The organism is Shimia sp. R9_3 (genome assembly GCF_017743755.1).
Classification (GTDB): Bacteria; Pseudomonadota; Alphaproteobacteria; order Rhodobacterales; family Rhodobacteraceae; genus Shimia.
Genome location: NZ_JAGHRP010000001.1, coordinates 527,802 through 541,499 on the forward strand (window position 1 = coordinate 527,802; position 13,698 = coordinate 541,499).

11 protein-coding genes are annotated in these 13,698 nt (G+C 56.7%); 9 read left to right on the forward strand and 2 right to left on the reverse strand.

All coding sequences use genetic code 11. The features are described from left to right. Positions 1-19 precede the first annotated feature (19 nt). From J7412_RS02425 to J7412_RS02455, 6 genes are all read left to right on the forward strand, one after another. Positions 20-1,156 (forward strand): FAD-binding protein, encoded by a 1,137-nt coding sequence (locus J7412_RS02425; RefSeq protein WP_209077522.1) that lies wholly within the window; start codon positions 20-22, stop codon positions 1,154-1,156. 357 nt (positions 1,157-1,513) lie between these two features. Next, positions 1,514-2,836 carry a glycolate oxidase subunit GlcF gene (gene glcF, locus J7412_RS02435; RefSeq protein ID WP_209076675.1) on the forward strand — a complete coding sequence of 441 codons (1,323 nt, stop codon included), beginning with the start codon at positions 1,514-1,516 and terminating at the stop codon, positions 2,834-2,836. 97 nt (positions 2,837-2,933) lie between these two features. Then, positions 2,934-3,728: a trypsin-like serine protease gene (locus tag J7412_RS02440; protein ID WP_209076676.1), complete on the forward strand. Its 795-nt coding sequence runs from the start codon at positions 2,934-2,936 to the stop codon at positions 3,726-3,728. Between the two features lie 28 nt (positions 3,729-3,756). After that, positions 3,757-4,584: a trypsin-like peptidase domain-containing protein gene (locus J7412_RS02445; RefSeq protein ID WP_247743725.1), complete on the forward strand. Its 828-nt coding sequence runs from the start codon at positions 3,757-3,759 to the stop codon at positions 4,582-4,584. Positions 4,585-4,704: 120 nt separating this feature from the next. Then, positions 4,705-5,178, forward strand: coding sequence for an Hsp20 family protein (locus tag J7412_RS02450; protein WP_209076681.1), 474 nt, complete (start codon positions 4,705-4,707; stop codon positions 5,176-5,178). A gap of 141 nt (positions 5,179-5,319) precedes the next feature. Beyond that, a complete protein-coding gene (locus J7412_RS02455; protein ID WP_209076683.1) occupies positions 5,320-6,522 on the forward strand; it encodes an MFS transporter in 1,203 nt (400 codons plus the stop codon). A 54-nt stretch (positions 6,523-6,576) separates the two neighbouring features. On the opposite strand, the gene J7412_RS02460 is transcribed toward J7412_RS02455, so the two are convergent. Further along, positions 6,577-8,763 (reverse strand): esterase-like activity of phytase family protein, encoded by a 2,187-nt coding sequence (locus J7412_RS02460; protein WP_209076686.1) that lies wholly within the window; start codon positions 8,761-8,763, stop codon positions 6,577-6,579. A 186-nt stretch (positions 8,764-8,949) separates the two neighbouring features. On the opposite strand from J7412_RS02460, the gene J7412_RS02465 reads away from it, so the two are divergent. Beyond that, positions 8,950-9,729, forward strand: a complete 780-nt coding sequence (locus tag J7412_RS02465; RefSeq protein WP_209076687.1) for an alpha/beta hydrolase — start codon at positions 8,950-8,952, stop codon at positions 9,727-9,729. On the opposite strand, the gene J7412_RS02470 is transcribed toward J7412_RS02465, so the two are convergent. Next, positions 9,726-10,697, reverse strand: a complete 972-nt coding sequence (locus tag J7412_RS02470) for a P1 family peptidase (protein WP_209076689.1) — start codon at positions 10,695-10,697, stop codon at positions 9,726-9,728. The genes J7412_RS02465 and J7412_RS02470 overlap by 4 nt on opposite strands. A 213-nt stretch (positions 10,698-10,910) precedes the next feature. On the opposite strand from J7412_RS02470, the gene J7412_RS02475 reads away from it, so the two are divergent. Then, on the forward strand, positions 10,911-12,119 hold the full coding sequence (locus J7412_RS02475; protein ID WP_209076691.1) for an aminopeptidase P family protein: 1,209 nt from the start codon (positions 10,911-10,913) through the stop codon (positions 12,117-12,119). Between the two features lie 271 nt (positions 12,120-12,390). Next, positions 12,391-13,467, forward strand: coding sequence for a hypothetical protein (locus tag J7412_RS02480; protein WP_209076697.1), 1,077 nt, complete (start codon positions 12,391-12,393; stop codon positions 13,465-13,467). Positions 13,468-13,698: the final 231 nt, after the last annotated feature.

Below are 13,698 nucleotides of genomic sequence, written 5' to 3' on the forward strand. Positions count from 1 at the left end.
TTGGACCAGTAAGACTATGATGACACCTGCAAATGAAGCCGAATTGGCAGAGATGGTGGCGGGCGCGCAAACGGCGTTGCGCATACAGGGCGGGGGCACGCGCGCGATCGGTGCGCCAAGCGACGCGACAGTGTTGTCGACCTCCGCGCTTTCCGGCGTGACACTTTATGAGCCGGGCGCACTGACGATTGTTGCCGGAGCTGGAACGCCAATGGCCGAGATCGAAGCGACTTTGGCGGCGGAAGGGCAACGCTTGGCATTTGAGCCGATGGATCACCGCGGTCTGTTGGGTACTGATGGTGTTCCGACAATAGGCGGCGCAGTCGCCGCCAACGTGAGTGGTCCACGGCGTATTCAGGCAGGTGCTTGTCGCGACAGCCTGTTGGGTGTGCGTTTTGTGGATGGGGCAGGACGTGTCTTGAAGAATGGTGGTCGCGTGATGAAAAACGTCACTGGCTATGACTTGGTGAAACTGATGGGGGGTAGCTGGGGGACTTTGGGTGTGCTCAGCGAAGTCAGCCTAAAGGTCCAAGCGGTGTCTGAAGCGGTCGGCTGTGTGCTGCTACATGGTTTGGATGATCACCAAGCGGTAAAGGCAATGAGCGCGGCGTTGGGCTCTCCTTACGATGTTAGCGGTGCGGCACATGCCCCTGTGGGTGTAGACGGCACACCTGTTACGATGATCCGCATCGAAGGGCTGGAAGCCTCTGTGGGCTATCGTGCCGAGAAACTGACGGCGCTGCTTGCGGATTTTGGCGCAGAAGTTGTTGTTGAGCGCGATGCGGAAAAAGTTTCTGCAGGTTGGTCCTGGGTGCGCGGTGTGGCGCTGTTTCAGGGCGGAACCGGTGATGTGTGGCGCCTCTCTGTGAAACCCACCGACGGGCCGGGTGTCGTTGCAGCTATCAAGCAGAGTCAACCGGAGGCGCAGGTGCTTTACGATTGGGGCGGCGGTTTGATTTGGGTGCAAGTGTCCGAAGGTTCGGATGTGCGCGCAGCCGTTGGTCAAGGTCACGCCACACTGATCCGCGCGGCTGAGGCGACGCGCGCACGGGTGCCCGTGTTCCACCCCGAGCCTGCCGCATTGGCCAACTTGAGCGCGGGGCTTCGTAAAAAATTTGATCCCCGTGGGATCTTGAACCCAGGGCTGATGGGATGAGCACAAAAGGCAAGCGCAGGCAGGTTCGGCGTTGGAGGGCACGGCGAGCGGCACGTCCTGTGCCACATTTGCCTTGCAACTGCTGTGGCTGTCTCACCATACGGGAACGCGGCGGATACGAAATCTGTGGTGTGTGCTTTTGGGAAGACGATCCCGATCAAACACCAGAATTTGACGATGGTGGCGCCAATAATCTGAGCTTGGAGGATGGGCGCAGGAACTACCGCAAAATCGGTGCCTGCGAGCCGCGCTTGCTGCCCCATGTGCGTCCACCCCGCCCAGAGGAGCTTCCAGCAGAGCTCGAGAGCCACCCCACCAACTCAACGTGGCACACGCCAGAACGACCGGAATAGGCAAATGCAGACGACATTCACCAAAGACCAGCTTAAAGATCCTGGCACACAGCGGGCCAATGAAATTCTGCGCGCCTGCGTGCATTGTGGTTTCTGCACTGCGACGTGCCCGACCTATCAGGTGCTTGGCGATGAACTCGACAGCCCGCGCGGACGGATTTACCAGATCAAAGACATGCTGGAAAACGAGCGTGTGCCGGATGAAAAGACGGTCAAACATGTAGACCGTTGTCTGAGCTGCCTGGCATGTATGACCACCTGTCCCAGTGGCGTGCATTATATGCATCTGGTGGATCATGCCCGTGAGTATATCGAAAACAACTACAAGCGCCCCTTCAGTGATCGGGCCTTGCGCTGGATTTTTGCGCAAATTCTGCCTTACCCGATGCGGTTCCGGCTGGCGCTGCTCGGGGCCAAATTGGGCCGCCCTTTCCGGTTTCTGATGCCGGATGCGCGCTTGCGTGCGATGCTGGATATGGCGCCCAAATCAATTCCGCCAGTGAGCCGGAATGACGATCCACAGAGCTTTGCTCCGATGGCTGACAAAAAGATGCGGGTCGCCCTTATGACTGGGTGCGCGCAGAAGGCGCTGAACACCGATATCAATGATGCAACAATTCGTCTTTTGACACGGCTGGGCTGCGAAGTTGTGGTGGCCGAGGGGGCGGGCTGTTGCGGTGCTCTGACCCACCACATGGGTAAAACCAAAGAAAGCCATACGACTGCGGCCAAAAACATCAAAGCCTGGTGTGTGGAGATGGATGGCGAGGGGTTGGATGCGATTGTGATCAACACGTCTGGATGTGGCACGACGGTGAAGGACTATGGCCATATGTTCCGCAATGACGCGCTGGCGGCGGATGCTGCTCGCGTGAGTGGGATTGCGATGGATGTGTCTGAGGTTTTGATGAAGCTCGATCTGCCGCAAGGCGATGATAAGGAGACAGTGGTGGCCTATCACGCTGCATGTTCGCTGCAACATGGTCAGCAGATCAAAACCTTCCCTAAAGATCTCCTCAAAAAGGCGGGCTACACGGTTGTTGAACCGGCGGATAGTCACTTGTGCTGTGGCTCGGCAGGTACTTACAATCTTATGCAGCCGGAGATCTCCGGAAAGTTGAAAGAGCGCAAAGTGCGGACGCTAGAGGCCAAAAATCCCGACATCATCGCCGCGGGAAATATTGGGTGCATGATGCAAATTGGATCTGCGACCGAGGTGCCGATTGTGCATACGGTAGAGCTTTTGGACTGGGCAACCGGTGGTCCGCAGCCGCGCGCGCTCACCGAGCCGGGTAAACGTGCACCGGAGATTCCCATCCTGCGCTGATATCGCCATAATGCTCCGCAAACAGGGCATGTCATGCGCATGCCCTATTTCCGCCTTAGGTCATCGATATGGCTCAGGGGTAGTTTGTGGAGGCGGTATGATCGCGCGGTTTATTGCATGTTTGTTTGCTGTTTGTGTTGCGAGCTTTGCCGTGGCGCAAGACACGGGCTTGCGGCGTCTGGACACCGGCGAGGACAGTCGTGACTGGGGGGCGGTCGGCCGACTGGAGATAGACGGTCGCGGGTTTTGCACCGGGGCGTTAATCGCGCCGGGTTTGGTGCTGACCGCCGCACATTGCCTTTACTCAAAAGAGACAGGCCGCCGTCACGACGTGGGGCAGATCGAATTTCGCGCAGGTTGGCGCAATGGGCGTGCCGAGGCGTATCGCAAGGTGAAGCGTGCCGTCGTGCATCCCAAATACCGTTACAGCGGTCAGACCGAGATCGAGGACGTGCAAAACGACCTCGCACTTCTGGAACTGCATCACCCGATCCGAAATACCAAGATCACTCCGTTTGAAACGGCAGATACCCTTCGAAAAGGGTCCCGCATCGGTGTGGTGTCTTATGCGGTTGGGCGTGCCGAGGCACCGTCATTTCAGGAAATGTGTCGGGTGATGGGCCGTCAGAAGGGTGTGTACGTACTGTCGTGCAACATCGATTTTGGCAGCAGCGGTGCGCCGGTTTTTGTGTTTGAAGACGGCGCGGTGCGTATCGCATCCGTCGTTGCCGCGAAAGCGGAGGTGCGTGGCACCAAAGTGGCGCTGGGGGCAGCGCTGGATCATAGCTTGGATGAGTTGTTTGCAGCGCGGGTGGATGAGTCACCGCCGGTGCGTAGCCTCACACCCTTGCAAGACAGAAATGGCACGGGCGCGAAATTTGTGCGTCCGTAGATGATTGCCCCCAAGAAGCGAGTTTTTTATGCGTTTTACCTATCTGATGTGCTTGATGGCGAGCTTGCTGTCGGCGATGCCCGTAGTTGCGGAAGAGCGATTGCAGCCATTGCGGACGCGCGGGGATTTGTTGGGCTGGGAGGCGATCGGACGGCTCGACATCCAGAACGGCGGTTATTGTTCGGGCGCATTGATTGCATCGGATCAAGTACTGACCGCTGCGCATTGTGTTTTTGACGATGAGGGGCGACCACTTCCTGCAGATCAGATGACATTTCGTGCGGGATATGTAGACGGAGACGCGCTTGCGGAACGCCGCGTGAGCCGTGTGGTTGTTGATGCGAGGTATGAAGATGCCCCCGGGGGCAAAATCAGTAGCAAAATGATACGCCATGATATCGCTCTGCTGCGTCTGTCTGCGCCGATCTCCACCTCAGAAGCCAATCCATTCGCCATTCACGTCGATCCGCAGGAAGGTGAGAAGGTTTCGATCTTGAGTTATGGGCGTGGGCGGAGCGAGTACATTTCCTGGCAGCGTGATTGCGCCATTTTGGAGCGGGCTTGGGGGCTGCTCACTTTTGATTGCAACGTGACCTTCGGATCCTCGGGCGCGCCCGTTTTTGTGCGCTATGGCAATCGGGTGCGGATCCTTTCTTTGGTTTCCGCGGGAGATGATACCACTGACGGCGAGAAAATGTCTTTCGGTATGGAGCTGCCAACGGCGGTTGCGGAGCTCAAACGCCGAATGCGCGTGGGGGATGCGCCGGTCACCAAAGTCAGCAACGGCGCAAAGCGCATTCAGATCGGAAATCGCACGGGAACAGGTGCTAAATTTGTCCGCGCGGGTGGGGGTTGAAACGCTGAAAAGTCTCCCCAAATGAGGTGTAACGAGGCGCCGATGATCGGGTCTCGTTTTACACCGCCTGTCCGAATGGAAGGCACTTACATATTGTTGTCGCTCAATGGAGGATAACCCATGCGCACTTTTGATCTGGCTCCGCTGTACCGGTCGACCGTTGGTTTTGACCAACTTGCAAACATGATGGACCGTGTTTTGTCCAACGATGTCGCCCAGCCGAGTTACCCCCCGTACAACATCGAAAAAACCGCCGGTGACGCTTATCGCATTTCGCTGGCAGTCGCTGGTTTTTCGGCTGACGACCTGAGCATTGAGGTCAAACAGAACGCTCTCATCGTGACCGCCAAAAAAGGCGAAGAGAGCAAAGAGAAAACCTATCTGCATCGTGGTATCGCGACCCGCGCGTTTGAACGTCGTTTCCATCTGGCAGACCATGTTCGGGTAACCGGCGCGAGCCATGAAGATGGAATGCTGCACATCGAACTGCAGCGTGAAATCCCAGAGGCCCTGAAGCCGCGTCGCATCGAAATTTCCACCGGTACCCGAAAAGCCGTGGAGCAGGATGTGGTTGACGCCAAAGCCGTCAACTGACCGCTCAAAAACTGACAAACACTTTCTTCCCTTGTTGTCAGGCGCGCGTCTCTAGTTGAGGCGCGCGTTTTTGCATGTTCGGTTGCAGTTCGCAGGTGAAGCGTCCACAGTCGCCGGGTTCTCAAAAGACTTGGTGGCTGCGTGAATTTAGGCGCTCTGAAATCCGGAAATTTCCGCGCCTATGTGTTTGGCGCGGCCTTTGGGTTGCTTGCGATCTGGATGCAGCGGATCGTTATGAGCTGGCTGGCCTGGGACATGACGGGTTCGCCGAGTTTTGTCGGATTTGTCGCGCTTCTACTGTTCGCACCTGCGATTGTCTTGTCACCGCTGGTGGGCGTCTGGGTGGATCGCGTCAACGTAAAGCGCGCAATGCTCATGGTGCAGGGGGGCAATCTATTCCTATGCGCGGCGCTTTGGGCGATTGTGGCTTTGGGGTGGATCACGCCGTTTCTGTTAGCTCTGTTTGCGTTCTTGATCGGCGTGTTGATCGCGGCGAGCCATCCGGTTCGGATGGCAATGACTCCGCGATTGGTGCGGCGAGAGTATGTGAGTTCGGTGGTCACGATTGTCGCGATCAACTTCAACATCGCGCGGATGGTAGGACCGGCTGTTGGCGGGGTGATGATTGCGCAGATTGGCGCGGCGCATACGCTATTGCTGCAATGGCTTTTGTTTGTACCTTATCTGTTCATCCTTTCTCGTCTTAGCCTGCGACCAAGGCGAGAAAGCGGCGGCGCGCAAGAGCCCTTCTTTAAGGCGCTGGGTGCCGGGCTGAGTTATGCTTGGCAGGTTAAGGCAGTGCGCGAAGCGATGTTTGTGGCTGGTATGCTGGCCCTGGTGGCACGCGGAGCGCTGGAGGTTTTGCCGCCTTTGGCTGATGGCGTGTTCGCGCGCGGCGCGGACGGGCTGGGCGCCTTGATGAGTGTTACTGGGCTTGGTGCCATTCTAGGCGGTTTTTCCAAGGCAGCTCTGCCACCGCAAGAGCCAGGTCGCTTGCCGCTTCTGACCAGATTGGCAATCGTTCTGGGGCTGTTCCTAGTGGCTCTCCTTGGACTAGCGCCGACTTGGGAAATGGCCTTGGCAGTGGCGGCAGGGATGTCCTTTGTCACCACCTTAACCGCGATTTCCACACAAACTGCCATACAGCTCGATCTTGAAGATGACATGCGCGGGCGTGTGATGAGCCTATGGGCGGTGATTGCTGCAGGTGGTGCTGCACTGGGTGCTGGAGGAGTGGGTGTTTTGGCGGATCTTATGGGATTTCAAAATGCTCTGGTTTGGTGTGGAAGCCTGTCGGCGCTGAGCGTGGCGGGATACCTGACGCTCGTCAGCCTGAAAAAGTAAGCCCCGCCGCCTTTAGGCAACAGGGCTCTGCCGTTTCTGACGGGGAGGATCAGATCAGTTGGCAGCCGGTTCGATGTTGCCGATGTTGAGGAACATGGTTTCACCAGAATGATCGTCCACACCGTCGTTGTCGGTGGAGACAAAGGCCGTACCGTCTTCCAAAATGGCCAGGCCTTCGACTTTATCCAGAACGTAGCCGCCGGTGGAGGTCAGATCTGGAAGGAGGTCGCGCACCAAAGTTTTGGTGACTACAGGCAGCTCACCGCCAAGAGGGGCAGGCACCATTTCAGACGCAGGCACGCGGTAGATTTTCTTGGTCACGGCACGGTGGTCATGTTGGTTGTCACGCTCCACGATGTAGACCCAATCGCCATGTGCCACGATTTCTGACAGCCCAACCCAACCAGTCGCGGGTTCGGCTTTTGGGTAATGCACCGCGCCCCACTCTTGGGTTTCCAGATTATAGGCCACCAGTTTCACGTGGTTTTTCGGGTCATCTTTCCACTCCCGCTGCACCGCCATCCAGAGCGTGTCGCCAACTTTGGTGATGCCTTCAAAGCCAAAACGCTTTTCCACCGCCATCAGTTCTGCAGGAAGGCCAATCTCGCCTTTGCGGTCTTTGATCTTACCCTCGGCGGACACATGATAGATCGCATGAGGAATCACGCGCTCTGTGCGGCCTTCGGAAGCCACGTAGAAGCCGCCTATGCCATCCAGCGTGATGCCTTCCATATCGATCTTCTGCGCTGGGTTGCCGTTCTGACGGTGTACGTGGATCACATCAATGATGCGGGCTGGCGTCTGGTTTGTGTCGATTTTAAAGATGGAGGGCTGAAAGCCATAGAAGCTGTCATTCACCGCCCAGACGATGCCGTCTTTGTCAGCGACCATGCCTGAGAGCGCACCCCAGCCGATCAACTCGTCTGCACCTTCAGAGGTGAGATGTGGATAGGTTGCTGGCGCGTCCTGATATTCAAACAGCATCACATGCGCACGTGCGCCGCCATCTTCGATCAGGTCTTTTTCGTTGGCTGAGATCAACAGGTTGCGCTCCGGGATCGCCACATAGCCTTCCGGGCCAACGCCGGAGGGCAGCAGCTGTTTGAGCACGGGTTCAGCTGGATTTGTGACGTCATAGACACCGACAACAGAGGCGCGTTCCGCTCCAACAAACACATATGGCGTGCCGCTGAAGGTTGCGAAAGTCACACTCTCAGGCTCAACGCCTTTGCTGTCAGAGCGTTTGTCTGGGTAGTGGCCGATCTGGATGATGGCACGTTCAAAATCGGTGCCGCTTTCATAGACAACGGTGCCGTCCTTGTGGAAAATCGTCCAGCCACGAGAGCCGCCGTCCATGTCACCTTCGTTGGCTGTCGCAAAGTGATTGTCGTCAATCCACGCCACGGCGTCGGGCTCGCGCAGACGGCCTTTTTGGCTTTCGGTGAAGATCAGCGCACCACGCTCATCGGTCGCATCAATGCCTTCAAGATCAACCGCACCGGCGGAGAAATGGGAGATGATTTCGCCGTCTTTGGAGACAACCACCATGTGGTTGTTTTCTTGAAGGGTCACCACAGTTTCGCCAAGCGTGTTGATGGAAACGTATTCTGGCTCTGGATCTTCTGGCGAGACCTCAGCGAGGCCGGTCATGTCGACCATGCGCAGTGTGTCGCACGCCAATGTACCGTCTTTCAGTTCGACCATGGCCAGCATTCCGGCTGGCATTTGGCCTGTGCGGCCGTCGCCTAGGTCTTCGTCACGCTCGTTTTCAATAGCGACAGAGACAAAGCTTTGATCCGGTGCGATGGCGACGCTGTCGGGTTGCCCAGCCAAATCACAAGAGGCTTTAACTGAGCCGTCTGCGATGTTGATGGCCTGCAGCACGCCGGATGGTTGCGTGTAGCTCTCGGAAGTGTTGACGCCAACAATGGCGAGATCGCCAAGCACGCTAACGGATGTTGGCTCGCCTTCAAGAGCCACATTGCCGAGCGGCTTGGGAGCGGCCGGATTAGTGATATCAATACGGCCCAGAACGCCCAGCGGGCTGTCGGTGTATACAAGCGTCATGCCGTCCGCGGTGGCGGCGATAATTTCCGGGGAAGTCTCACGCTTGGTGTCTTCTCCCTCGGTCATGTTTTTGACCACTGGGAAAGAGGCGATGCGATTGAAGTTCATTTCTGCGGCGGCGTGACCTGCAGTCAGTGCCAAGGCCGACGTCAAACAAAGGCTGCGCAGCAACATTTGGAGTCTCCGTGTTGGTTAACGGCTTGCAGGTCGCACCTCTATATGACGCGGTGGCAACAGATCTGTGACAGATATGCGAAAGCCTGTTTCGAAGATCTCATCTAAAAACCAGTTTGTGGAGGTGTGCGAGATCACGCAGAGTGGTGGCGAACTTGTGAATGAATTCGGGGGAGGGAGAGCGATATGGACTGGGATGATGCCTATGCCAATGCGGCTTATATCGAGGGGGCAGATGCTTATCCGCCACGTTGGGCTGAGGAGGCGGCCGCTTATCGAGCGGAGATGGCGGCGGAAATTGACGTTGCTTATGGGGAAGGCGCGCGGGAGTGCTTTGATCTGATCCGGCCTGAGGGCTCACCCAAAGGGTTGTTTGTCTTTGTGCACGGCGGCTATTGGCTGCGGTTTGACAAATCTTTCTGGAGCCATTTTGCGCGCGCAGCCGTGGCACATGGCTGGGCCGTTGCGCTCCCATCCTATGACTTGGCACCAAATGTGCGGATTTCAGAGATTACAGCGCAAGTTGCACAGGCAGTGAGTCGAGCGGCTGAAATGATTGAAGGTCCGATCATTTTGGCGGGGCATTCGGCTGGCGGGCATCTGGTGGCGCGGATGACCTGTGAAGGTGTGCTTTCAGAGGCTGTAGCAAGTCGGATCACGCGTGTGGTGCCGATTTCACCGGTGTCTGACCTGCGTCCGCTGATGAAGACCGCAATGAATGCGGATTTGAAGTTGGACGCTGCGGAATGCGATACTGAAAGCCCTGTGCTTGGAATACCGCGAGAAGGTATCGATGTGACTGTTTGGGTCGGCGCGGATGAACGGCCCGTGTTCCTAGATCAGGCACGCTGGCTGGCGGAAGCCTGGGGCTGCGATCTCTTCGTGGCGGGTGGCAAACACCACTTTGATGTCATCGACGTTTTGGCGGACCCTCAGAGTGATTTTGCGCGGATGGTGTTTCGCTAGGGTCTAAAGCAGGGCACCGTATCACCCTCGGCGGGACGCGCATGCCAGACGCCTCGCGCAATTGCGCGGGCCAGACAGGTGGCTGCGGCATGGCCCAGCCAGAGGGTGTCGGCAACTTCTGCTTCGAGCCGCTTCGCATTTGTGCTGACGCCAAAAATCAGATCCCCGTCCATTGGGGTATGCGAAGGCACCAAGGCGCGGGCCATTCCATCGTGCGCAGCGGTGGCCATGCGTGTGCATTGTGCTTGGGTGAGGTCTGCGTCGGTCGCGACAATAGCAATGGTGGTGTTGTGGCTGGAAAGCTTGGTGTTTGGCAAGGTGGAGGGAGAAGTGGACACCAGACCCAAATTGCCAAACTCGCCGCCGATTTCCCAAGGGGCCGCCCAGAAGTGTTGGCCGTCTGGAGATGCATCGCCAAGCGCGTTCACAGCCACTAGCGCCCCCACTGTGTGCCCGGACGGCAAGACCATCGATGCAGAACCCAGACCGCCCTTATGTGCGGCCAGTGTGGCTCCGGTCCCTGCGCCAAAAGAGCCCATTGCGAAGTCTTCAGACGCGGCGGAGAGCGCCTCCGCACCTAGGTACTTATAGGGGTTTTCGGCCCAGTTTTTGTCCCCACCGTTGAGCAGGTCAAAGAGAATGGCGCCCGGTACAATGGGGATGTTCTGATCGCCAACGGTAAAGCCACGTCCGGCAGACCTAAGGGCATCCGCAACGCCGGATGAGGCATCCAAACCAAAGGCCGAACCTCCCGAAAGAGCCAGCGCATCAACCTGCTGAACGGTTTTGTCAGGCGCGAGGAGATCGGTTTCGCGTGTGCCCGGTGCGCCACCCATCACGCTGACACCGCAGGTGAAGGGCGTATCGCCAACCAACACGGTGGTGCCGGTCTTGATCACTGCGTTATGCGCATTGCCGACACGAAGCCCGGCTACATCGGTGATCAAATTTCTGGCTCCGGTTTGCATCAGCGCTCTCCTCTTTGCGCTCACAGTAGGCGCCTTGAATTTGGGCGCAAGAGCATCTGCGCGCGTAGGCAGTGGGATTTTTGTTGCGTGAGGCGGTGTTCCTTTGGCATGACTTTCGTAGGCATTGGCGATGGCGTCGCCACATTCTGCGTGAGGAATGCGCCACACTCTTTACAGTCCTGAACGCCGGGACCTCTTTGATCGGAGGTCAACATGACATCACGTCCTGAATTTTATCGGTTTCATAATGGCGAGAAAGCGCCGTTGCAGTTTTCGGAGGCCGAATATGAGGCCCGCGTGGCTGGTCTGCGCGCGATTATGGTGGAGGCTGGCGTAAATGCCGCGGTCTTCACCTCTATGCACAATGTTTCCTACTACTCGGGCTTTACCTATTGCGCATTCGGGCGGCCATATGCCGTGGTGGTGACACCGACAGACTGTGTGACGATTTCAGCGGGTATCGATGCGGGCCAGCCATGGCGGCGCTGCTATGGTGACAATATCACCTACACTGACTGGCAACGGGACAACTACTGGCGGGCGATCCGTTCGATCACTGGCGAGAGCGCAGTGATTGGTTATGAGGGGGATCACCTGACCCTGCTGCAGCAAAACAAGCTGAACAGTTTTCTTAAACCAAAGAGCACGGTCGACCTTTACGAACAAACCATGCGGCAGCGTATGCACAAGAGTGCCGCAGAAATCGAGCTGATCCGCGCGGGCGCTGCGGTTGCGGATGTGGGCGGGTATGCCATTCGTGATGCTGTGAAGGCCGGCGCGCGCGAAATCGATGTTGCCATGGCTGGACGGAACGCTATGGAGCTTGAGATCGCCAAGCGCTTCCCCGGAGCTGAGTATCGGGACACTTGGGTGTGGTTTCAGTCGGGCGTCAACACAGATGGCGCACATAACCCTGTGACGGCGCGTGTTCTTGAGCGTGGCGATATCCTGTCGCTCAACACCTTCCCAATGATCTCCGGCTACTACACAGCGCTGGAGCGCACGATGTTTGTGGAAGAGGTCGATCCAGCGAGCCTTGCAATCTGGGAAGCCAATGTCGGCGCGCATGAGCTGGGGATTTCTCTGCTGAAACCTGGTGCGAGCTGCGCCGAGGTAACCGAGCAGATCAATGCCTTTTTTGCGGAGCGCGATTTGCTGCAATATCGCACCTTTGGCTATGGCCACAGCTTTGGCGTGTTGAGCCACTACTATGGACGCGAAGCCGGTTTGGAATTGCGCGAGGACATCGACACGGTACTGGAGCCGGGCATGGTGATTTCTATGGAGCCGATGCTGACGATTGCCGACGGGAAGCCTGGTGCTGGTGGGTACCGTGAGCATGACATTCTTGTGATCACCGAGGACGGAAACGAGAATATCACCGGCTATCCTTACGGGCCTGAGTTCAACGTGGTTGGATAATCTTGATGTCGCGCCTTACGGGGCGCGACAACTCCAAAGATCTTTGTCGAATTCTTGCTGTTAGGATCGTTGCCGCGGGTGCTTTGTTTGCCCTGGAACTGTATGGCAAGCACTAAAATCAATCGCCTTATAGAGGTATTAGTCGCCCTCTCCTCTTTTAATTGGCGTGCACATTTGCAACAGTTTGCCCGAATTGATTACAGAGGCGATGTAAATGGACGTAACATTACCCATATGCGCTTCAAGATATTAAATAATAAGGGGGTGTTTGATGGCGAATTTTGAAACCCAAGTGCGCGAATCTCAGGCGCAGGTTGCGGCGGCACAGGACAAGATTGCGGAGTTGACTGGTCGCATTGATGCGGCACGTGAAAAGATGAAAACCGGCGGTGATGTAGCGATCGATATCGAGAATGCGACGCTGGACGACGTGCACGCCCATACCGAAGTGATGAACGCCAATATCGCTGAACTGATCATGGGCCTTGACGATGTGACGGCGGCGTTTTCCAAAGACTTTGACCAGATGCGGGACAAAACCGGCTGGGAGAGTTTTGTCGGCATCTTTAGCCGCGGCAAATCAGAATCGATGCGGGCAGAGCGTATCAAGACCGCCAATATTGACGATAAGCTGCAGGATCTGATTGCGAAATCCGATGTAATCACCAAGCTACTAGAAAGTCAGCTGGCCGTGCTGGAAGAGCAGAAGGTGAAGGTTGAAGACAATCTCACCGAGACACTGGATGAGCGTGAATTCACTGTGGGCGAGCTGGAAAACCTGCGTGCGGAGATCCTTGGTATGGATCCCGAGATCATTGCGCTGGAGAACAAGATTGCAGTTGAGCAGGACGCCGCCGCGCGCACGAAGCTTGAGACCGAACTGGCCGATCTGAATAAGGCCTATAATGAGTTGGTGCAACAAGAGCAGGTGAAATTGGCCAAAAGCCAGACGCTGGAGCGTTATATCGAGAAAGGCAAAACCTGGGTCGACAGTCTGCAAAATCAGGCTGCGACACAGATGGTGCTGATCAACAAGCTGCAGACCGACACAAGGCAGCGTGTGGTGCTGTATGACGCGCTGACCAAGTCGCTCAAGACTGCGCAGCAGCAGGACATCGCGCACCGTATCAACGAGATTGGCGTGGAAACCGACAAAGAGGCGCAGGCCTCCATGGCCGCAATTGGCACAGCCACCAACCAGCGCATGGCGGATATGATGGAAGCCCATGAGGAGCATATGGTCTTTGCCCGTGATGTTCTGGCGGCCAAAGCCAAGGCGGATGAACGCTTTGCCCGGCGATTCCAGAAGATCGTCGAGAAGCACGACAAGAATTTGTATGGGGCGTGATGCGGGATCTGTTGTGTACCGTTAGGGCTATCTCGACACCCTTTCTGCGTCTTGCATTTTTTATGGCATTTGGAGTGTGGGGAATCAGGACACTTCACATTCATGAGGTCCTAACAGGACCTTTGATGGGCCTTTTACTTCTAGTGTTCTCAATTTCGTTGTTGCTGCACGCAATCTACGAGTTCGCAAATATGCGAGACCGATTGGAAGCTGAGGAGCGCGAAAGCAACC